This window comes from Clostridium sp. HGF2 (assembly GCF_964240115.1).
Classification (GTDB): Bacteria; Bacillota_I; Bacilli_A; order Erysipelotrichales; family Erysipelotrichaceae; genus Clostridium_AQ; species Clostridium_AQ innocuum.
On record NZ_CAXSSO010000014.1, the window covers coordinates 1 to 21,457 of the forward strand.

The window sequence follows — 21,457 nt, forward strand, 5'->3', positions numbered from 1 at the left end:
TTAAGCATATCAGCGGCGACAATATCTGGACTGGCTCCAGTGAAGATAGCACGCTGCCAGGTAATCTGACTCATCTTTGGATGGGTCTTTTTTAATCGTTGACGAATGATTGTTTTGCTGGTATAAAATTCGAAAGAATGGTAAAATTCTCTAGTATGTGAAGGAGGAGTTTTATGCAGGATGTACTACAGGATGTATTCCATGATGCGTTACCAATGATACCGTTTTTATTTCTGACGTATCTACTTATGGAGTACCTGGAACATAAAAGCAATGACCGTTTCCAGAAGCGGCTGGAATCCGCAAGAGCTCTGGGACCGCTGATTGGTGGTATCTTAGGCATTGTGCCGCAATGCGGGTTTTCTGTGCTGGCAAGCGGTTTGTATATGAACCGTTCCATTTCACTTGGAACCTTACTGGCTGTTTTTATTTCAACCAGTGATGAGGCTATTCCGATTCTGGTCGCACAGCCGAAGCAAATCAATGTCCTATTCTCTGTTATCGCAGTAAAGCTTGTTATCGCAGTACTGGTTGGATATATTGTAGATTTGCTTGTACGCGGACACCGGTTAAAGGAAAACCATCCGCTGCATGATATTCATGCGGAGTGTGAGAAAGAAAGTGTGGAGGAACATCATTCCATCGTCTATATTGCTATGATTCGTACCATTAAAATCTTTATTTTTGTCTTTGCTGTAAATTTTGCATTGTCTGTTTTCATTTACTACATTGGGGAGGATACACTGCGTACCATATTGGCACAGGGCTCTTATCTGCAGCCAATGCTTGCGGCTCTGGCAGGATTTATTCCCAATTGTGCAGCCAGTGTGATTCTGGCACAGCTGTTTATGGACGGCGTGCTGTCCTTTGGGGCACTAACCGCCGGACTGATTACCAGTGCAGGACTTGGACTGCTGGTGCTGCTTCGTATGTATGACAACAAAAAGGATATCCTGCGCATCTTTGCCATTCTCTTTGTGACAGCAATCACAAGTGGGATTGTATTGCAGCTGTTTTAGGCCATGGAAGCATGGTCTTCTTTTTTTCAGCCCGAAAGTATAGTATAATAGGTGCAAAGGGGTGCAGACTATGGATTATAAGGAAGAATTTACACAGCTGATCGAGGAAAACAGGCTGGACGATGCACGTATACTGCTGGAGAAGCACAAGCTGTACGCGAGTGAGGAGCCTTTTTATTATGGGAATATGGGATGGATTCTGAACCATATGGAGCGCTATCAGGAAGCGGAGGTATTTCTGCGAAAAGGGCTTGTTTATTTCCCGGAGGATGGTTGGATATATTCTCAGCTGGGCTTTTCACTGGATCGGCAGAGGAATATCAGGGATGGACTGGATGCTTTGCTGAAGGCTTTGCAGCTTGGCTTTGATGAGCCCTGGCTGCATGGTGAGATTGGCTGGTGTTATAAGGAGCTGGGCAATCTGAAAGACGCAATTACATATTTTGAAAACGGCTTGCTGGATGATGAACGAAATGTCTGGCTGCTTTCGCAGGCTGCCGAGGCATATTACGGGCTTGGTGACAAGGAAACAGCTGAGGAATACTATGTGAGGAGCTACCGTATCCTGCCGGATGAGGATGCACGCTTTGATCTGGCGAGGTTTTACAAGGCCTGTGGGGAATATGACAAGGAGATTCAAATCCTGCAGGAGATTCAACATGAGCATTACCAGGACTGGAGGGAATTTGAGCTTGGATTTGCTTATTTCCAGAAGAATGAACCGCAGGAGGCACTTTTGCATCTTTTAAAGGCTTTGGAGCTTGGAAGAGATGATACAAGTGAGCGAACGCTGCTGGGAGATGTGTATCGTTCCCTGCAACGTATCAGGGAATCGGATGAGCAGTATAACACGGCTCTGGAGTACTTTGAAAAGGCATTGCAGAAGGAAACGGATACCTATTGGATCTATCAGGAAATGATCTGGATTGCGCATAAGCAGCAGGACTGGACAAAAAAGCTTCAATATCTGGAGCGTGCCAGTGAAGAAAAAAAGGATGATCTTTGGCTGATGTTTCATTATGCCCGATGCTACAGTGATCTGCATGACCATGTTAAGGCTATTGCAGCCTGTGAGTTCTGTCTGCAGCATGGAGAGGAAGGCAGGGAAATGCAGGATCTGTATGCGTGGAATCTGGGAAGAAGCTCTCAGGGGGAGAAAGCCATTGCTGTTTTGAAGAAGCGGATTGAGCGCTTCGGAGGTGAAGCCTGGAATTTCAGCGAGCTGGGCTGGAATTATACACAGCTGGAAGACTATAAAGAAGCGATTCGCTGCTTTAAGAAGGCCTATGATCTGGAACCGAAGAATCCGTTAAACTGTTCCATGCTGGGTTGGTGTAATCTGCGGCTGAATCAACTGGATGCGGCCTTATCGTTTCTTCTGGAAGCTCGTCAGCTGGGAAGGGATGACGGCTGGCTGCATTCCGCGTTTGGGGAGCTGTATACGGAAAAACAGAAATATGCGCAGGCTCTGGAGCATTATCAGAAAGCCCTGGAACAGGGCTATAATGAAAATTGGATAAAAAAAGAGATTACACAGCTTGAAGGACTGCTGGAGGAACGAAACGAAAAAGCATAAGGACAGGAGGCTTGCATATGTGCGGAAGATATTTTTTTGAATTACGAGAGCTGCCTGCATTCGCAAGGCTGAAGCATAAAATCGAGCAGCAGGCGCTGTTTGAGTTTGCCAGAGAGGAAGTATTTCCCGGCAATCAGGCGCTGGTACTCGTCAACGGACAGGAGGATTTTTCGCTGGATGTGATGAAATGGGGAATCGAGGGACCGTATGGTAAGCTGATCAATGCAAGAAGTGAAGGTATTGAAAAGAAAAAGACCTTTCGCTCCATGCTTTCTAAGAAATGTCTGATTCCCTGCAACGGATTTTATGAATGGGTGAAGGTAGGAAAGCAGAAGCAGAAAATACTGATCCAGCGCGAGGATGCCCCTCTGTTTTATCTGGCAGGAATTTATAATGAGCATAAGGAATTCGTGATTGTGACAGGGGAATCCGTAAGACAAATGAAGGATATCCATGATCGTACTCCCATTCTGATGCTTGAGGATCAGATTCCGCTGTATCTGCAGGACGAACTGGAATTTCAGGTAGATAACGAACGACTGACATTTACGGCAGTGGATAACAGGAAAGCACCTGTACCGGCTAAAAACAGCCAGCTGTCACTGTTTGATGAGGATGAGCGATGAGGCAGGCCAGAATTTTGTCATCGGCGTTTCTGCTGTTTCTTCTCTGGTGGCTGCTGGCTGTCTGGATGGATAATGATTTTATCATTCCCTATCCCCTCGATGTTTTGAAGCTGATGGGAGCGCAGCTGCAGTCTGCGGCATTTTATCAGAGTACACTGGTGACGCTGCTTCGCTCATGGGGCGGACTATTGGCGGCATTTGTATTGGCCGGGTGGTGTGCATTCCTATCCTACCGCATGCCTGCCTTCCATGATTTGTTTTATCCAATCCTGCTGCTGACCCGCAGTGTTCCCAATATTTCCTACATCATCGTTATCCTATTATGGTTCGGCTCGGAGAGCAGTGCGGCAATCGTCAGCTTTCTCATCATTTTCCCAACGATATACAGCAGTCTGTACAGTGGTCTGCAGCATATGGATGAAAACCTGAAGCGAGTCGTTCAGCTATATCCGGAGAGTCGCTGGTATTTGCTGCGCCGTGTCTATCTGCCGCTGCTTTCTTCTTCTATACAGGCATCGTTATCCAACGGGATTTCGCTGACCTTTAAGGTGGGTGTCATGTCGGAAATCATGGGGCAGGTACCGATGGGGATCGGACGGCAGATGAATTTATGCAGGCTGACCTCGGATATGACCGGTGTCTTTGCATGGACCGGATGGATTATACTGATCTTACTGCTTATGGATGCTCTGCTTCATTTCGCAGGCGGACAAAAGGTCTGAAGAATTGCTTTGAGAATACTTTTTTTAGGAATTGAAGCTATGCAATAATAAAAACGGGAAGGAGAAATATCATGAAGGATCACATTCATCTGCGGACTGCACGGCAGGAGGATGCGGCTGCATTACAGTGTTTGAATGCTGATGTGCTTGGCTATGACTGTTCGCTGTCAGATACACAAAAGCAGCTGCATCGTCTGTTACACATGCCGCAGCATCTCCTTGTGGTGGCTGAAAGAAAGCAGGAGCTTATCGGCTATGTGCATGCACAGGATTATGATATTCTGTATGCAGCGCCAATGATAGATATTTTGGGAATTGCAGTACATACGGATTACCAGCAGCAGGGAATTGGAAGCAGGCTGCTTGCGGAGGTAGAGCAATGGGCAGAAAATCAGAATGTCTGTATGATTCGTCTTGTTTCCGGCGAGTACGTACAGGGGCACATGCCTTTTATGAAGCAAGGGGCTATGTGCGTGAGAAGCGCCAGCTCAACTTCAAAAAGATCATCAAAAAGCATGAGGAGTAGGCCTTTGGTATGTTGGAAAGGATGAAGTAATCCCTTAATACATGAATCGATAGCAGCTGCTTTCCATCAGGATATGGCTTGCATAATAAAAAAAGCTTCCGCTTTATCTGAATTCAGACCGAGTGGAAGCTTGTTACTGTTTCTTTATAACCGGGGATACCTTTTTATAAGATAAGAAGACAACAATGCTGCACAGGACACCCTTTAACACATTGAATGGGGTGGTTGCCATCAGCACCAGTGCAAGCAATCCGTTAATGTTTGGATTTACTGCATGGCCAAATTCGATAATGCGATCCAGTGGCAGGTTCATAAAATAGGAATAAGCCGGCAGCATTACGAAATAATTCAGAAGTCCTCCCAGTATCGTCATACAGATCGTTCCTGCAATCAGACCGAACAGGGCATGCTTTCTCGTTTTATCCCTTTGATAGATGATTGTGGCCGGAAGTACAAAGGAAAGACCAATCAGAAAGTTGGTAAGCTCTCCGACGCCCATCGTAATGGTTCCTCCGATGAGCAGATTCAATGCGATTTTCAGAGCTTCAATGCAGACGGCTGCCCAGGGGCCAAGAGCAAATCCTCCAATCAATACGATAACCTCATCAAAGCCAAGCTTATAAAAATCAGGCGCAAAGGGAAGGGGGATTTCAAACATCATGACCAGAAAGGCCAGTGCTCCCAGAATACTGATTTTGGCGATGGTTTGTACACTCATCCTGCTTTTTGTTGAAACATATGCTGACATATACGATTCCTCCTGTCTGTGTCAGCCTTTTTTCAAAAGAAAAAAGGTTTTCAACAAAAACCTTTAGGGACATATCGAAAAAAACTTAACTTCTTTCATCCAGACTATACTGTCGCCACCGGAGTTTCACACGGTTCTGCCTTATGGCTTGCGGGGTATACCGCCGATTGGGAATTTCACCCGACCCTGAAGTTTTTTGTCGGGTATATCATAGCAGTCTTTTCTCATTCCGTCAACACAAACGCTCCATAAACTATATGTCAGTAATTTCGGTCTTACTGTTGTCAGCTTTTCATGAACCCTCAGTAAAAAAAGCAATTGAGAGAAAGACGGTTACATCCTGTGTTTTCATACATCTGTTTGCTTTTCACACTACACAATGCTGTATATCATCTTCCACACAGTGGTCTATAGGCGCAATCCTCGATTGCTGTGCAATTCCTGCGGGAAGCTGGTAAAACATGGGCTTTTTGTGTGATATTGTCGTAAAATTCCGACAGGCTGGAAATCGGAAAGGGAACGTGATATAATATGTCACAATCGAAGGGAGTTTTGAAATATGAAATGGTTTCAGAATTTTATGCGCGGAAGATACGGTGTGGATCAGCTGTCTTTTGCGTTATTGATTCTGTATTTTGTAATCACGATTCTGGGCACTGCTTTCCGTATCCCATATATCGGATATGTGGCGCTGCTGCTGATCGTATGGTGCTGGTTTCGTATTTTGAGCAGAAATACATATAAGCGCTCACAGGAAAATGCGAAATTTATGGGGTGGATCTACCCGATTCAGAATAAATGGAGAACAAAGAAACGCGAATTTCAGGATCGCAAGACACATAAGTATTACAACTGTCCCAACTGTAAGCAGCGTTTGCGTGTTCCGAAGGGGAGGGGTACTATTACGATTACCTGCCCGAAATGTAAAACAAAGTTTGACAAGCGTACGTAACAGTTACTGCCGAAGGAACATACTCACGGCAGTTTTTTTCATACAGGCAGATTCCCGAGGGAAGCTTCTTGTTCATGGGAGAAACAGCCATTTCTCTGCTTATTCACACCTGCGTGAATAGTCTGAGCTCTCTTCCAGCCTACCCTCGCGTCCCTCAACCTATGATAAAGCCTTTTTAGGGACATCAACAGAGTTTCCATGGTGCTTCCAATTCTATTCTTATTAGTGAACGCACAGGAAAAGCCTAGTAAGCCGGGGTCCATACCTATGATTCAGGCTTTATTTCCCATGACCAAGGAAGAACCGTGCAGCATTCCTCTGGTGGTATTCGCGTTCAGCAGCGCTGTTTCTCTTTCAGACTGTTCGGATTTGTATAAGGCTGGATGCATCGTCCGGTATTCGCAAGCCGCAGAAAGCATCATAAAAAAAACGCCAGATGCTGGCGTTTTCTGTTTGTTTATTTTACTTCATCGGATACTCTTTCACGATAATACTGACGGCGCTCATGCGGCTTCAGCCCCTTCTTGCGAAGACGGATGCTGTCCGGTGTGATTTCCACCAGTTCATCATCATTGATCCATTCCAGAGCTTCCTCCAGCGTCATGTCTCTTGGCGGCGTCAGACGCATTGCCTCATCATTCCCACTGGAACGAATCGCTGTCAGCTTTTTGTTTTTCAACGGATTGACATCCATGTCAACATTTCTAGCGGATTCGCCGATGATCATTCCCTCATAGACCTCGGTCTGCGGAGAAATAAACAGGGAACCGCGCTCCTGCAGATTCCAGAGGGCATAGGTCATAGCACCACCTGTTTCTGTGGAAATCATGGCACCGTTTGCACGCTGTGTGATTTCTCCCTTATAAGGCGTATATCCCTTAATACGGCGAACCAGGGTACCCTCTCCGCGTGTATCATTGATGAACTCACTGCGATATCCCAGAAGTCCTCTTGTCGGTGCCTCATAGGTAATACGGCAATAGCCGTTTTCTTCCACCATGTCCACCATGACACCCTTTCGCAGGTTCAGCTTATTGATGATTGTTCCGCTGTATTCTTCCGGAGCCAGTGCAACAACTTCCTCCACAGGCTCTACCGTCTTTCCGTTTTCATCCTTATGCAGAATAACCTCTGGCTTGCTTACGGCTACCTCATAGCCTTCCCGGCGCATCTGCTCCAGCAAAACAGAGATATGTAATTCTCCGCGGCCGCTGACCTTGAAGCAGTCTCCGCTGTCTGTCGGCTCCACCTTCAGTCCGACATTGACCTCCAGCTCCTTTTCCAGACGCTCCTTCAGATTACGTGAGGTTACATACTTCCCGCTCTTTCCGGCGAACGGAGATTTGTTGACGATAAAGTTCATGCTCAGGGTAGGCTCTTCCACGTGAATGCTTTCCAGCGGCATGACATGATCCTTTTCACACAGGGTTTCTCCGATCATGATATCCGGAATACCGGCTACCACAACGATATCACCGCTTCTCGCTTCTTTTACAGAAACACGGCTCAATCCACGGTATACAAAGATCTGTGAGGTGGTATTGGTACGCTCATGTCCAAACGAATCACAGATGACAACGCTTTGCTGTGCATTCAGCACACCCTGATAAATACGTCCGATGCCCAGACGCCCGATATACTCATCGTATGCCAGCGCACTGATCTGCATCTGCAAAGGCTCCTCATCCAAATCCGGATAGGCTTCACAATGCTTCAGAATCGTCTTGAACAGCGGTTCAATGGAATCACTTGGTGTATCCATATCATACTGAACGATTCCCTGCTTGGCCACACCGTATAAAATCGGGAAGTCAAGCTGTGCATCCGTTGCATTCAAATCCAAAAACAACTCATACACCTCATCCACAACCTCCTGTGGACGGGCATCCTTTTTGTCAATCTTGTTGATTAACAGAATCGGGCGAAGCCCCATCTCCAGAGACTTGCTTAATACAAAGCGCGTCTGCGGCATCGGGCCCTCACTGGAATCCACCAGCAGAATAACGGCATCAACGGTCTTAATGATACGCTCTACTTCACTGGAGAAATCCGCATGGCCCGGAGTATCTACAATATTGATTTTAACACCATCATGGATAACACTGCAGTTTTTGGAATAGATGGTGATACCACGTTCCCGTTCCAGATCATTGCTGTCCATAACACAGTCGACAACTTCTTCATTGCTGCGAAATACATCACTCTGACGAAGGAAGGCATCTACCAGAGTAGACTTTCCTGCATCGACGTGGGCAATGACCGCGATATTTATAATCTTTTCTTTTTCATTCATATTTAATTCCACCTTTTAGACCAACTATAATGATAATACGAAATCGCCTGAATTACAATTTTTTTCGCAGAATAATGCATTATTTTCGCCTGTTTTTCCATATACTTGAAGGAGCAGGTGATAATTCATGAATGTTAGACGTATTGTATGCCCTTTCCTTTGTCTGCTGCTGCTTTGCGGCTGCAGAAGTGAGGAGCTGGATGAGAATAAGAATCCGAATCAGGAAATCGGAACGACCGTGCAGGATATCCAATATAAGGATACCTATTTGGAAAGCATCATGTATCCGAAAACAGACATTGCAAAGCTGGACAAGAAAATCAAGGATACGGTGGATACCTATCAGAAGCATTTTCTGGAGGCGGTGAAGCCGTATAAGGAAAAGCGCAAGGCGGAATTCAATATAACCTGGCAATCCTTTTATAAGGATGATCGATATGTTTCGGTAAAGCTTGCGATCTATCAATGCATTTATCAGAAGCAGGAGTATGTGGAAACGATCGTATACGATACAAAGAAACAGGATTTTCTTCATCTATACGATATTTTTGACGCGGATAGGATACAGCTCCTTTCCGCAAAAGCATCTGACTATTTTCAGAAACGCTTTCCCAAGGAATGCGATAATGACCGTTTTCGCACCCATATTTCCGCAGTAGAGGATAACTTCGACCGTTTTGTATTGAAAAAGGACCGTATGGTATTCTACTTTCCACAAAAAACCCTGTTTGATGAGGCGGCCACGTTTGAATGCGGCTATGACAGCCTCGGGGATGCCGTGGATTTAAAGAATGAGGCACAGCAGACAATCGTCCCCTATGAGGATATTCTCAATGAGCCCATTAAGAATATCGATCCGAATAAACCGATGATCGCCCTCACCTTTGACGACGGACCGAGCAAGCGCTATACACCTGCGATTTTGGATGCTTTAAAGGAGTATGGTGCAAATGCGACCTTCTTTGTCCTTGGCAGCAATGCGGATAATTTTCCGGATATTCTGCAGCGCATGGTGCTGGAGGGGAATGAAATCGGAAATCATACGTATTCACACAAGCAGCTGACGACGCTGTCAAAGGAAAACATCGAGGAGGAAATCATTGCGACGCAGGAATCCATTTATGATATCACACATCGCTATCCGGATGTCATACGGCCGCCTTACGGCAGTAAGAATAAAACGGTTATGGAATGTGCAAAGGGAAAACGTATCGTCACCTGGTCACTGGATACGAGGGATTGGCATGATCGTGATGCAAAGGTTGTGGTGGAACGGGTTCTCAAGCAGGTACAGGACGGAGACATTATCCTGATGCATGATTTATACGCCTCTACAGCCTCTGCTGTGCAGGAGCTGGTGCCAAGGCTGCAGGAGCAGGGGTATCAGCTGGTGACCGTGTCTGATCTGTATACGTACAGCAGGCATATCCGCCATTCCTGAGGGCTGCAGAGAAATATGCATGGGCAGTATGATGACGGCGGTTATTTACGTAGACAGCTGGGCTGTAAAGAGAGGCACCGGCTACAGGCCGGAGGGAAATCAGGAAACCAGTATCCATATGCCGTTATGATGACAGGACTGTTACAGAAGTTACCAATGAGTGCCTGCGACAGTCCCTGTGTATAGGCGGATGCGATTTCTGTATCACCTTATCAGCAGGAGGCAGGAAGAAGATCAGAAAAAAGCTGACCTTCTTTTCATTCTGTTTCAGAAAGAAAAAAATACATGTCTTTCAAAATCGCTTTTTATATGGTATAATAATCAAAAGAGAAAGCTGGGAATGTATGAATTTTCTTATCCTATCCCCGCTATTTCCTGCGACAAACTGGAACTTTTGTGATCGATTGAAGCTGAACGGTATCAATACCCTGGGAATCGGTTATGAACCGTATGAGGAATTGCGGATCGAGGTCAGGCATGCGTTGCAGGACTACATACAAATACAACAATATCAATCCTATGATGCAGCATTGCGGGCAGCGGCGTTTTTCACATATCGCTATGGGTGGATAAACGGTATGGAATCCTTTCAGGAAGGAAGACTGTTTTTCGATGCACGGCTGCGTACGGATTTTCATGTAGAGAGCGGATGTACGGTTTCCAATGTTCAGCGATTCCTGGACAGCGGGACACGGCGTGCGTGGATCCGGGCATGTGGTGTACAGTCACTCCGGCAAGACGGGCGTTATCTCTTCCGCAGGCACAGGAGCTGTTATCTGCACAGAAGCATGGCGCACTGTATAACGTACAGAAGGAACAGCTGTATGCATACGAGGATGGCAAGAAGCTTGCGGATGCATGGAATGGATGTCAACAGCTGCGGGTGCCAAAGCTGGAGGGAAGTCTTTATATATGGGAGGCTTTGCTGGATCATACAGGTGCTTCACGCGCAACAGCCGCAGGGCGTCTTTCCGGGGGAAAACAGTATCGGATTTCGAAAGAGGAGGAAAAAGAGCTGACTGTGTTTGCGCAAGAGGCATGCGCAAAATTGTGTGCTAATGAGTGGAGCTGCGGCTTCCTGCATATGCTGATATGGAAGCGGCAGGGGCATTGGGAGCTTTTGGACATACGTAGCGGGGCAGATCGATGTGTATTGCTGAAGGAATACCCGGATATCTACCAGCTGTGGGCGGATGGAATGTGCGAAGAAATGGAGCGTGCGAGTGCTCAAAAAAAATGAAGTGATGATGGCGCAAGAAGAAGGAGGGTATCTTTATGAACGTGGAGTATTATAAGGAATTGAGTCATGAGCTGAATCGGGATATGGAATTTAAGGTGTATGGACACACAGGCATTCCCTGTCTGGTATTTCCTGCCCAGAACGGACGGTTTTATGATTTTGAAAACTTTGGTATGATTGATGCTGCACATGAGTATGTGGATGCCGGCAGAATTCAGTTTTTCTGCTGTGACAGCATTGATAATGAAACATGGAGCAATGTCGACGGAAATCCAAGAGAACGTATGGAGCAGCATGAGCGCTATTATCATTACATCATCGATGAACTGATCCCCCGCATTCAGGAAATCAGCACCTATGCGAACAGCGGAAAAGAGCCGCACGATATGATGACCTGCGGCTGCAGTCTGGGAGCCTTTCATGCATTGAACTTCTTCCTGCGAAGACCGGATTTATTCAATCGGGTGCTGGCAATGAGCGGCTTGTATCATGCCGATTATTTCTTTCATGATTATCATGACGAGCTGACCTATCGCAATTCACCGAGTGATTATCTGCCGAATATGCAGCAGGATCATCCGTATATGGAGCTGTATCGCAATTCGGAAATCGTCTTATGCTGCGGACAGGGGGCCTGGGAACAGGAAATGGAAAACAGCATGCATCAGATGGAGGCGATATTTGCTGACAAGCATATTGATGTCTGGATCGATTTCTGGGGATATGATGTATCCCATGACTGGTACTGGTGGAAAAAACAAATTGATTATTTTTTGCAGTTTATGGTATAGGGACCTGTTCATCAGGTCTTTTTTTTCGGAAGACTGCCGCAAATAGGAAGCCTAGCGCATCTACATCCGGATACCGCATATGTATATGGTTTATCTGCAAGTCTGGTTGTTGCAGAGCTCTCCTTGTAAATATTTATATATATTAGATATATATCTAATGTGCTGATTGACAATCGTCTATCTATATTGTATTATATATTCATCAAATAAAGGAGATAGATATATATGGAACAAGGTTATCGACAGATTTTCAAACAGAGAGAGTTTATGAAAATGACGGGAGCGAATTTTATCAACCGGTTTGGTGACTCCATCGATATGATTGCATTCACCTGGCTGATATTTGAACTCACAGGCTCCGCAAGCTGGTCTGCGATTATGCTGGGTGTGAATATGATACCAAATGTGCTCGTTCAGCCCTTCGCAGGAGCGATCGTGGAGCGTATGGAGAAAAAGAACATCATGATTGCTTGTGACATTTTACGGGGAATCCTTACAGCAGGCATTGCCGTATTGTATATGCTGTCAGCTCTGCAGCCGTGGATGCTGCTGCTGATCACGTTTTTGAACAACACACTGGAATCCTTTCGCAACCCGGCATCCACAGCCTTTACGCCACTGATTCTTGAACGTGAATATTATGATTTCGGTCTATCCTTTTCTCAATCCTCATCCCGAATCTGTGAACTCATCGGTACAGGGATGGGTGGTATCCTGATTGCGGCAATCGGTCTGTCGGGTGCAATACTGTTTGATGTGGCCTCCTTCTTCCTCTCTGCTCTCATCATCTGCTGTATTCACAGCAAGGAAATAACAGAGAAAGCAGAAGTGGATATCCACAAAAGTATATACCTGTTGAAGGAAGGCTTTCGTTATGTAAAGGGCATGCCGCTGTTAATCGTCATCTGCGCCTGTGCAATGCTGATGAATATGCTTCTGGTACCGTATAATTCCTTTCAGGCTCCTTATATCAGCGGAATTCTGCATCAGGGGGCGGATTTATTATCCGTATCCTCTTTGGCTCTTTCCGTCGGTATGGGCATCGGATCCTTCGTATATCCGTATCTGCACAAGCATATGCGCAACCGGCCGCTGCTGTTAACTGGCGGTGTTTCCACCGGATTTTATTATCTGGCGCTGACGCAGATTGCACATCTGCAGGGTACCGTGGTGATTTATTGCACAATGGCAGTAGCTGCCTTCCTGTTCGGGTTCTGTATCGCTATTCTGATGAACATCGTTACAATATCTTTTATGAAGCATGTGGAGCAGTGCTATCTAGCCAGAGTCAGTGCCATCTTTAATGCTTCGGCAACCATTGCTACTCCGCTGACCTCCTTTGCAATGAGCGTTGTCTGTCTGTATGTGTCTCTCCCTGTAATTTTCGCATCCTTTGCTTTGTTTACTTTCGTGGTGTTTACTGGTATGATATTCCTGAAACAGTTGAAAAATCTGTAATGTAAAGGAGTTGGCGAGAGTGAAAATCCTGTTTAAAAACCATTTTCAGCCTATGCTGGAATGCTGTGAGCTGCTGGAGGACTGCCTCAGAAAGGAACGCTATGAGGAGACCTTGCGGGGAGAGCATCTGCCGATTGAGGAGGAGAAACGTATCCAGTCTCATATCGACGTTTTGATCGATATTCGTTCCGAGGTGGATGCTGTATTTCTGCAGGACTATAAAGATTTGTCACTTTTATTTGAAGATAAGAAAAACGGGAAAGTCACTCCTTTTCGCAGCTTTTTCATCAGTTATCTGGATATGGAGGAAACAGACTGGAAGCTACAGCTGCAGAGGCTGCGCAGGGTCTGCGAGAAAGACCGCCTCTGTCTGATTCGTGCGTATATCAGCAATTTCGATGAAGATAAGGACTATAAAAATGTGGAGGATGCGGTTCTTCTGCAGGATCTCAATGCCACCTCTCTATCAGCTGAGGATAAATGGGAGCTGTTAATGAAGGCACAGGATATGACGGCCGTACTGGATCGATGGGAGGAGCTTTTTATTAAGCTGCTTGCAGTGCTGGACCGGTATCAGAAGGAATATGCTGAGGCAGCAAGGCAGTTTGAGGATATGATAGAGAATCATGAGGAACTGCTGAAAGAACTGAGTGAGTTTACTGGTATGAAGCTGGACGAGGTTCTGTTCAAATCCGAGGAGCTGTTGATCCTGCCAGCCTTTTCGGGTTTTCGTTCCCTGTCCTTTCTGACACAGGATCTGAATGAGCATGGAAAGGCAACCCTCATCTGGGGGCTGGATATACTGTCTCTTCTGAAATATAAGAAGGCGGGCATGTCTGTGGATACCATCTGCACCAGTCTGAAGCTGCTCAGTGATAAAAGCAAGTTTGAAATTTTGTGCTATGTATCCCGGCAATGTGCCTATGGGGCGCAGATTGCCAAGGAGCTGCAGCTCACAACCCCAACCATCAGCTATCATATGCAGGCTTTGATGAATGCCGGATTCATTAAATTCCGTAAGGAAAACAACCGCCTGTACTATTCTCTGAACCGGGAATATCTGGAGGAATTTCTGGAGATGACAAAGCAGAAGCTGCTGTCTAATTCCTAGTAAAATGCTTCACATATTTTCACGTATTTTAAACATTTTTTATCCAAATAAATATCATATACTATTACACGAGCAGGGAAGTTAACCTTGCTTGTATGTACTCATCATTCTCCCTAATGATAATTCATACAATTTTCTATCCCCTTAAATAACATAATTTTTGGAAAAGCCGGAACCCCTTAACCGGCTTTTTCCATTTTTTGTCTGTAAAGCCGTTTTTTCCTAAAAAGTGTCAAGTTGCAGAGGCATTGTTGCACAAACTGCATGTTTCTGATAGGATGTACGCAAGAGGTGTTGATGATGAAGGTAACTGCATATAAAGACCCGCTGACCCTGAGTGTGGATATCGCGCAGGAGCGGGAAAAGGCCTTGGTGCTTTGGGAAATGGAAAAACGCAAAAAACGGCTGGAGGAGCTGTGTAAAGCCATCCCCTCCATGCTGAAAAAAGAAATCATGGAGCAACTGGATGAGCTGATTGCCCTGGGACTTGTTTCCCGGATTGTCCATGTTCATAAAAAGCCGACCATGATTGAATATGCGCTGACAAACCGCGGAGCAATGCTTTTGAAGTGTCTGCGAAAAATGATGGATGTCGGTATCGGTATCATGATGGATTATCATATGGAGGAGATTCTGATACAGGAGGGCTATATCGAACGGGTGGAGGTAGCATCAGAATCCGATGCTGAAACGCTGCAGAATGCATAAAGCTCTGCAGTTTTTTTTATTGTGACATATATTATGTAACAATATAGTCTATACTAGCATTGAGGTGATTGTATGGCTTATCTGTCATTTCCGGATTTCATGGAAAAAAAACGGTATCGGTTTCAAAGCAGATTGTGGGAGGGGGATCCCATGTATCGCTCAAAAATCTGGAAGGCACATCGACAGGAATATGCGAGGGTCTGCCGGTTTGGGAAATATGCCAATGACCAAAAGCTTCTGGATGAGGAGGTTATGCAGTATGAGCGCCGCATTCTGGAGGCTAGAAGAAACAGCGGTATGCTCACTGAAAAGGAATTCAGACAGCTTCAGGATGAATTGCTTATGCAGTTTCCCTTATGGTGAAGTATCCGTACAGTGCCTTTGCCCTGCATGCAAAGCAGGATGCTCAACTCTTCCTTCATGAGATAAAAAAAGCCACCCATTGGTGGCATGCCGCAAAAATACTGCCTAGGTATCTTTCTTTACAGGCGGCAACAGTAACATTATAGAGGGAAGGCACCGTGTTGTAAAGCTCATAACCGCAGAAAAATCCAAGTTAATGAAAAGTTTATATTTGCATAAGCATGATACATGTTTTTAGGATGTAAGCGATTAACATAGCAGGTGATTCCCCTTTGCATATGAATTATGTGTTTGTATGAGGGAGGATATGTCTGCTGTATCGAAATGCGGTCTTTTCGTATAGAGAATGCCGCATAGCTTGTGATGAATAGAATGGCAATATGCCTTTATGCAAAGGCTGAAACAAGAAAAAAGGCGCTAGGGATACGCCTTTTTTCTTAATACAATAAATTATTAAGGGGATAGAATGTATAGAAAATAATTAGGGGAGTTATTTTCTATCTAGGCGAAGAATATCTTTGCCCACAGTTACTATAATAAAAAGATATAGTTAAAAGATATGTAAATTATGTGAAAATATGTGATTAAACCGGAATTTTTCCTGTTTACCAATGGAAACTTTTTGGTTTTGTTATTCTATTAAACAAAAAGTTTAAAATATTAAACTTTTTTCATACAGGGTATTGCATATGTCCGGTTTTATGATATAATCATCCTGTTTCAAATATCATACGGAAAGTTTAGTATTACTAAACAAAGGGAGGTATGTATGGATATCGGGCAGAAGATAAGGCAGTTGCGAACACAGAACAATCTTACTTTGGAGGAACTCGCGTCGCGGAGTGAATTAACGAAGGGCTTTTTATCGCAGGTTGAACGTAACCTTACCTCCCCTTCCGTTTCCACTCTGGAGGATATTTTAGAGGCGCTGGGTACCGACCTGGCGTCTTTTTTTAAAGACAGCAAGGAGAACAAGGTCGTCTTTAAAAAGGAGGATTATTTCGTGGATGAGCATGAGGAGTATTGTATCCACTGGATCGTACCGAATGCGCAGAAAAATGAAATGGAGCCGATTTTGCTGGAGCTGTCCCCACAGGGCAGCAGCAAGGAATTTGACCCGCATGACGGGGAGGAATTCGGCTACGTGCTGGAGGGCAGGATCACGCTGGTGAACGGCGATAAGGAATATCCTGTAAAAAAGGGGGAAACCTTTTATATTAACGGGAAATACCGGCATTATTTGAAAAACAACGGAAAGAATGAGGCGCGGGTATTGTGGATCACCACACCGCCGCTGTTTTAAGGAGGCGTAAGCAATGGAAGAGAAAAAGCTGATACAGTTTCAGAATATCGTAAAGGACTTTGACGGTACACTGGTGCTGAAGGGAATCAATCTCGATATTTATGAGAATGAATTTGTGACACTGCTGGGACCCAGCGGATGCGGGAAAACAACACTTTTGCGAATTCTCGGGGGATTTCTGAATCAAAGCGAGGGGCATGTGATTTTCGACGGGGAGGATATCACGGATGTGCCTCCTTATAAACGGGAGCTGAATACGGTATTTCAGAAATACGCACTGTTTCCGCATATGAATGTATATGACAATATTGCGTTCGGCTTGAAAATCAAGAAGATGAGTAAGGATGTCATTGAGCAGAAGGTGCTGAAGATGCTGAAGCTGATCGGTCTTGAGGGCTATGAGAAAAAGGATGTCACCTTGTTATCCGGGGGACAGCAGCAGCGTATCGCAATTGCGCGTGCGCTGGTGAATGAACCGAAGGTGCTGCTTCTGGATGAGCCGCTTGGTGCACTGGATCTGAAGCTGCGTAAGGAAATGCAGTACGAGCTGAAGAAGATTCAGCAGGAGGTTGGCATCACCTTTATCTATGTAACCCATGATCAGGAAGAGGCCTTGACGATGTCGGATAAAATCGTGGTCATGAAGGATGGCGAAATACAGCAGGTAGGAACACCGACGGATATTTACAATGAGCCGGAGAACCGCTATGTTGCGAATTTTATCGGGGAAAGCAATATCATACCGGGCGTTATGCTGGATGATTACAAGGTGATGTTTGATGATATCAGCTTTGACTGCGTGGATTTCGGCTTTAAGAAAAACGAAAAGGTGGATGTCGTCATACGTCCGGAGGATCTGGATATCGTGAAGGAAGAGGACGGCAAAATGACAGGTATCGTGAAAAGTGTGCTGTTTAAGGGCGTGCATTATGAAATCATGGTGGAAACCGTTCCGGGAACCACCGTTAGTGTCATGATGAATGTAACGGAGGAGCACGACGTTTCCAGCAGTGATGCCAAAGAGCGTATTTCCGCCAATGACTTCTATGTGGATATCGAGGATGTGAAGGAGCTCAACGATGCGGAAATCATCGCCCGTGCGGATGCACAGGCATGGAGCCCGCAGGATGATGAGTATATTTCCATCAATAAAATTGAATATGATATACCGGAGGAGATCGGTACGTATCCGGTTACCTTCTCCACAAGCTCCGGAACGAGTGTATCCATCAAGGTGTTTGTGGTGCAGCAGAAATACGTGGAGAATCCAAAGGCGAACGAAGCGATTTCCGCCTTCAATTTCTTTAAAACCGTGGACGAGCTGAAGGAGAGTGCAGCCATTGATACCGATTTGAAAACCTGGGCAAATGCACAGAGCTGGAAGCTGAGTGATGAAAGCGATGTGGAAATTTCCGATGTGGATTATGATTTTGATCCGGATAACATTACTGCGGGAACCTATCAGGTAACCTTCTCCACACAGGGTAGGGAATTTAAGGTTCATACAACGGATATCGCCGAGGAAGGAGCCGAAGTGGGTCTGAGCTTCTATCCGGAGGATATCCATGTCATGAGCAAGATGGGATACTGATATGAAGACCTTTAAGCGATTAACATATCCGTATATCATATGGATTACTGCCATGATCGTTATTCCCATGCTTCTGATTATCGTATATGCCTTTACGAAGCAGGGAAATGATGTGGCAACGCTGCAGTTTACACTGGAGCATTTCAAAAAATTCTTTACAGACCCTGATTTCTTAAAAACGCTGTGGCTTTCCCTCAGGATTGCCTTAATGACAACGGTATTGTGTGTGCTGATCGGGTATCCGGTAGCATATGCAATATCCCAGTCCAGCAAGCGCAATCTTCTGATTCTGCTTGTTACATTGCCGATGTGGATCAACATGCTGGTGCGTACATACGCATGGATTGGTATTCTGGCAGATAACGGGCTGATCAATCACATTCTGACCTACTTCGGTATGGAGCCTGCGAAGCTGCTGTATACGGATGGTGCCGTGGTGCTTGGGATGGTGTACAACTTTATACCGTTTATGATTCTGCAGATTGAATCCTCGCTGGCGAAAATGGACCGCTCGCTGCTGGATGCGGCAAATGATCTTGGCGCAAACCGCGTGGAACGGTTTCGTAAGATCACGTTTCCCTTATCACTGCCCGGTGTGATATCCGGGATTACGCTTGTGTTTCTGCCATCAGTGTCCAGCTTTGTCATTCCCAAGCTGATGGGTGGCGGCGGCTACATGATGATTGGAAATGTCATTGAAAATCAGTTTATTACGGTAGGTGAGTGGAATTTCGGAAGTGCCATTTCCATGATCATGGCAGTGATTATCATGATCAGTATGTATGTAACACGGCGTCTGGATAAGGGAGATGACAGCGTCCGTGCAAAACGGGGAGGGAATGTGCAATGAAAAACAGCAAGCTTTCCAGAAGACTCATCCTCGGCTGTGTGATGGTGTTCTTCTACTTTCCAATATTATATATGTTGATTTTTTCCTTCAACGGCAGCCGCTCCCTGACAAGCTTTGACGGCTTCTCCCTGCAGTGGTATCACAAGATGTTCAATGACCGCAATATGATGGAGGCCATCTATTATACACTGGTTACCGCGGTGGTGGCGACGTTTGTATCCACGATTGTCGGAACGATTACCGCCATCGGGCTGAGCAAATCGCGCCGTATCGTGCGGGAGGTTGTACAGCAGATCAACGATCTTCCTATCATGAATCCGGAAATCGTTACTGCGGTGGGACTGATGCTGTTTTATGTGTCCCTGCATATGGAAAAGGGCTTTTTGACCATGCTGCTGGCACATATCGCATTTTGTACGCCGTATGTGATCTTAAGTGTCATGCCGAAGCTTCGCGGGCTGGATCCCAACCTGGCAGAGGCGGCTATGGATCTGGGCGCAAGACCGACGCAGGCAATGTGGAAGGTCATTGTTCCACAGATCATGCCGGGAGTGGTATCCGGTGCGCTCATTGCCTTTACGATGTCCTTTGATGATTTCATTATCTCATATTTTGTGACCGGCAACGGAGTGAAAAATATTTCCACACTGGTTTGGACGATGAGTAAGCGGATCAATCCGAGCATCAACTCCTTATCCACGCTGATTGTCATTATGATTACCATTACGCTGCTCATTGTGAACATTGTTCCTTTGGTGCGTGAGAAGGCAGCCCGCAACAATAAGCCGATTTCCTATAAGGTCAGCGGCATTGTCGGTATGTGCTTTGTACTGGTGATTGGAGGACTTTTATTCGCTTTAAAGGGCGGTGTCGGCAGCACCTCGACAGAGGATGCCATTGCGAAATATGGCAGCGATACGCTGAAGGTGTACAACTGGGGAGAATATATGGATCCGGATGTCAATGCGGCTTTTGAAAAGCAGTATGGGGTAAAGGTGATTTACGATACCTTTGATTCCAATGAGCTGATGTATACCAAGCTGCAGGGGGGCGAAAGCTATGATGTTCTCGTACCGAGTGATTATATGATTGAGCGTCTGATCAAGGAAGAAAAGCTGCAGCCGCTGGATAAAGGCGTTGTTACGAATCTGGCAGTGCTGGCAGACGGTATCAAGGGACTGTCCTATGACCCTGATAACACGTATTCTGCACCGTATTTCTGGGGTACGGTCGGTATTGTCTATAATAAAAACAACGTGGCAAAAGCCGATCTGGAAAAAGAGGGCTTCAATATTTTCCAGGATACAAAATACAAGGGAAAACTGTATCTGTATGATTCGGAACGCGACAGCTTCATGATGGCTCTTAAAGCACTGGGCTATTCCATGAATACCTCCAGCGAAAAGGAGCTGCATGCGGCCTATGAGTGGCTGGTGAAAGCCGTATCCACGATGGATCCGGAAATCGTGACAGATGAGGTCATCGATGCGATGATCAACGGCAATAAGGATTTGGCCCTGGTATACAGCGGAGATGCAGCCTTCATACTGTCAGAGAATGAGGATATGGAATATTTCATGCCGAAAGAAGGAACCAATCTGTGGAGTGATGCCATGGTAATTCCAAAGGATGCCAAAAATCCGAAGCTGGCAAATGAATATATCAACTTCGTTCTGGAATATGAGCAGAGTATGAAAAATTCATTGTTTGTCGGCTATGCTTCAAGCAATGGCGAGGTATTGGATGAGCTGAGCGGCAAGGATGGCGAATTTTATGGAAACAATGCGTATATGCCGCGTGTCGGGTATCCAAAGGACGAGATCTTTGAATATAATGAAAAGACGAAGAAGCTGATTTCTGATTACTGGACTAAAGTGAAAATAGCGAAATAGAGGTGGAATTCATGAAAAAAGCAATCTATCGCATTCTGATACTTATGGTCGTCGCCGTGATGGTTGTGTTATCTGTACTGCATTTTTAAGAATTGCAGTGGCGATTTTTAGATATGCTGGATAAAAAGAGATTCTATTTCCTACATGTTTTAAATGATAAATTGTTTGTCACAAAATAAGTTCTATACAAAAGATGATTATGAATAAAAATATCAATAGATGTAGAGGATACGCTATTGATATTTTT

At 45.4% G+C, this 21,457-nt stretch carries 19 protein-coding genes, 1 pseudogene and 1 riboswitch; of the genes and pseudogenes, 18 read left to right on the top strand and 2 right to left on the bottom strand.

The annotated features are described in order from the left end of the window. Positions 1-173 precede the first annotated feature (173 nt). From ACESPQ_RS18425 to ACESPQ_RS18445, 5 genes are all read left to right on the top strand, one after another. The gene (locus tag ACESPQ_RS18425; RefSeq protein ID WP_008817664.1) at positions 174-1,019 is read left to right on the top strand and encodes a putative manganese transporter; all 846 of its coding nucleotides are present in this window, start codon (positions 174-176) and stop codon (positions 1,017-1,019) included. Between the two features lie 70 nt (positions 1,020-1,089). Next, positions 1,090-2,595: a tetratricopeptide repeat protein gene (locus tag ACESPQ_RS18430; RefSeq protein ID WP_257328348.1), complete on the top strand. Its 1,506-nt coding sequence runs from the start codon at positions 1,090-1,092 to the stop codon at positions 2,593-2,595. Between the two features lie 17 nt (positions 2,596-2,612). Further along, complete coding sequence (locus ACESPQ_RS18435) at positions 2,613-3,221, top strand: SOS response-associated peptidase family protein (RefSeq protein ID WP_109771691.1); 609 nt, start codon at positions 2,613-2,615, stop codon at positions 3,219-3,221. Continuing rightward, positions 3,218-3,943 carry an ABC transporter permease gene (locus ACESPQ_RS18440; RefSeq protein ID WP_002610038.1) on the top strand — a complete coding sequence of 242 codons (726 nt, stop codon included), beginning with the start codon at positions 3,218-3,220 and terminating at the stop codon, positions 3,941-3,943. The genes ACESPQ_RS18435 and ACESPQ_RS18440 overlap by 4 nt, the downstream gene beginning before the upstream one ends. A 71-nt stretch (positions 3,944-4,014) precedes the next feature. Continuing rightward, positions 4,015-4,494 carry a GNAT family N-acetyltransferase gene (locus ACESPQ_RS18445; RefSeq protein ID WP_002610040.1) on the top strand — a complete coding sequence of 160 codons (480 nt, stop codon included), beginning with the start codon at positions 4,015-4,017 and terminating at the stop codon, positions 4,492-4,494. A gap of 108 nt (positions 4,495-4,602) precedes the next feature. Here the strand turns inward: ACESPQ_RS18445 and ACESPQ_RS18450 are convergent, their stop codons facing one another. Then, positions 4,603-5,217, bottom strand: a complete 615-nt coding sequence (locus tag ACESPQ_RS18450; RefSeq protein WP_009271074.1) for an ECF transporter S component — start codon at positions 5,215-5,217, stop codon at positions 4,603-4,605. An 83-nt stretch (positions 5,218-5,300) separates the two neighbouring features. Continuing rightward, positions 5,301-5,415, bottom strand: a riboswitch (FMN riboswitch). 361 nt (positions 5,416-5,776) lie between these two features. Between ACESPQ_RS18450 and ACESPQ_RS18455 the strand changes: the two genes are divergently transcribed. After that, complete coding sequence (locus ACESPQ_RS18455) at positions 5,777-6,169, top strand: hypothetical protein (protein ID WP_002610044.1); 393 nt, start codon at positions 5,777-5,779, stop codon at positions 6,167-6,169. A 457-nt stretch (positions 6,170-6,626) separates the two neighbouring features. On the opposite strand, the gene typA is transcribed toward ACESPQ_RS18455, so the two are convergent. Next, positions 6,627-8,462: a translational GTPase TypA gene (typA, locus tag ACESPQ_RS18460; protein ID WP_002610046.1), complete on the bottom strand. Its 1,836-nt coding sequence runs from the start codon at positions 8,460-8,462 to the stop codon at positions 6,627-6,629. A 127-nt stretch (positions 8,463-8,589) separates the two neighbouring features. On the opposite strand from typA, the gene ACESPQ_RS18465 reads away from it, so the two are divergent. From ACESPQ_RS18465 to ACESPQ_RS18520, 12 genes and pseudogenes are all read left to right on the top strand, one after another. Then, positions 8,590-9,903, top strand: a complete 1,314-nt coding sequence (locus ACESPQ_RS18465) for a polysaccharide deacetylase family protein (RefSeq protein WP_002610049.1) — start codon at positions 8,590-8,592, stop codon at positions 9,901-9,903. A gap of 15 nt (positions 9,904-9,918) precedes the next feature. Continuing rightward, the gene (locus tag ACESPQ_RS18470; RefSeq protein ID WP_156346971.1) at positions 9,919-10,089 is read left to right on the top strand and encodes a hypothetical protein; all 171 of its coding nucleotides are present in this window, start codon (positions 9,919-9,921) and stop codon (positions 10,087-10,089) included. A gap of 526 nt (positions 10,090-10,615) precedes the next feature. After that, positions 10,616-11,143 (top strand): hypothetical protein, encoded by a 528-nt coding sequence (locus ACESPQ_RS18475; protein ID WP_233108988.1) that lies wholly within the window; start codon positions 10,616-10,618, stop codon positions 11,141-11,143. A 35-nt stretch (positions 11,144-11,178) separates the two neighbouring features. Beyond that, the gene (locus tag ACESPQ_RS18480) at positions 11,179-11,934 is read left to right on the top strand and encodes an esterase family protein (RefSeq protein ID WP_008728746.1); all 756 of its coding nucleotides are present in this window, start codon (positions 11,179-11,181) and stop codon (positions 11,932-11,934) included. 225 nt (positions 11,935-12,159) lie between these two features. Further along, complete coding sequence (locus ACESPQ_RS18485) at positions 12,160-13,392, top strand: MFS transporter (protein ID WP_002610055.1); 1,233 nt, start codon at positions 12,160-12,162, stop codon at positions 13,390-13,392. A 19-nt stretch (positions 13,393-13,411) separates the two neighbouring features. Then, on the top strand, positions 13,412-14,503 hold the full coding sequence (locus ACESPQ_RS18490) for an ArsR/SmtB family transcription factor (RefSeq protein ID WP_109771686.1): 1,092 nt from the start codon (positions 13,412-13,414) through the stop codon (positions 14,501-14,503). Positions 14,504-14,800: 297 nt separating this feature from the next. Next, positions 14,801-15,211 (top strand): winged helix-turn-helix transcriptional regulator, encoded by a 411-nt coding sequence (locus ACESPQ_RS18495; protein ID WP_002610057.1) that lies wholly within the window; start codon positions 14,801-14,803, stop codon positions 15,209-15,211. A gap of 72 nt (positions 15,212-15,283) precedes the next feature. Beyond that, positions 15,284-15,574 carry a hypothetical protein gene (locus ACESPQ_RS18500; RefSeq protein WP_008817652.1) on the top strand — a complete coding sequence of 97 codons (291 nt, stop codon included), beginning with the start codon at positions 15,284-15,286 and terminating at the stop codon, positions 15,572-15,574. A gap of 769 nt (positions 15,575-16,343) precedes the next feature. Then, entirely contained in the window at positions 16,344-16,877 is a 534-nt protein-coding gene (locus tag ACESPQ_RS18505; RefSeq protein WP_002610059.1) for a helix-turn-helix domain-containing protein, read from the top strand. 13 nt (positions 16,878-16,890) lie between these two features. Next, positions 16,891-17,958 (top strand): annotated as a pseudogene (locus ACESPQ_RS18510) (ABC transporter ATP-binding protein); the annotation flags it as partial. Between the two features lie 511 nt (positions 17,959-18,469). Continuing rightward, positions 18,470-19,318, top strand: coding sequence for an ABC transporter permease (locus ACESPQ_RS18515; protein ID WP_002610062.1), 849 nt, complete (start codon positions 18,470-18,472; stop codon positions 19,316-19,318). Further along, the gene (locus ACESPQ_RS18520; protein WP_373144711.1) at positions 19,315-21,210 is read left to right on the top strand and encodes an extracellular solute-binding protein; all 1,896 of its coding nucleotides are present in this window, start codon (positions 19,315-19,317) and stop codon (positions 21,208-21,210) included. The genes ACESPQ_RS18515 and ACESPQ_RS18520 overlap by 4 nt, the downstream gene beginning before the upstream one ends. The last annotated feature ends 247 nt before the right edge of the window (positions 21,211-21,457 follow it).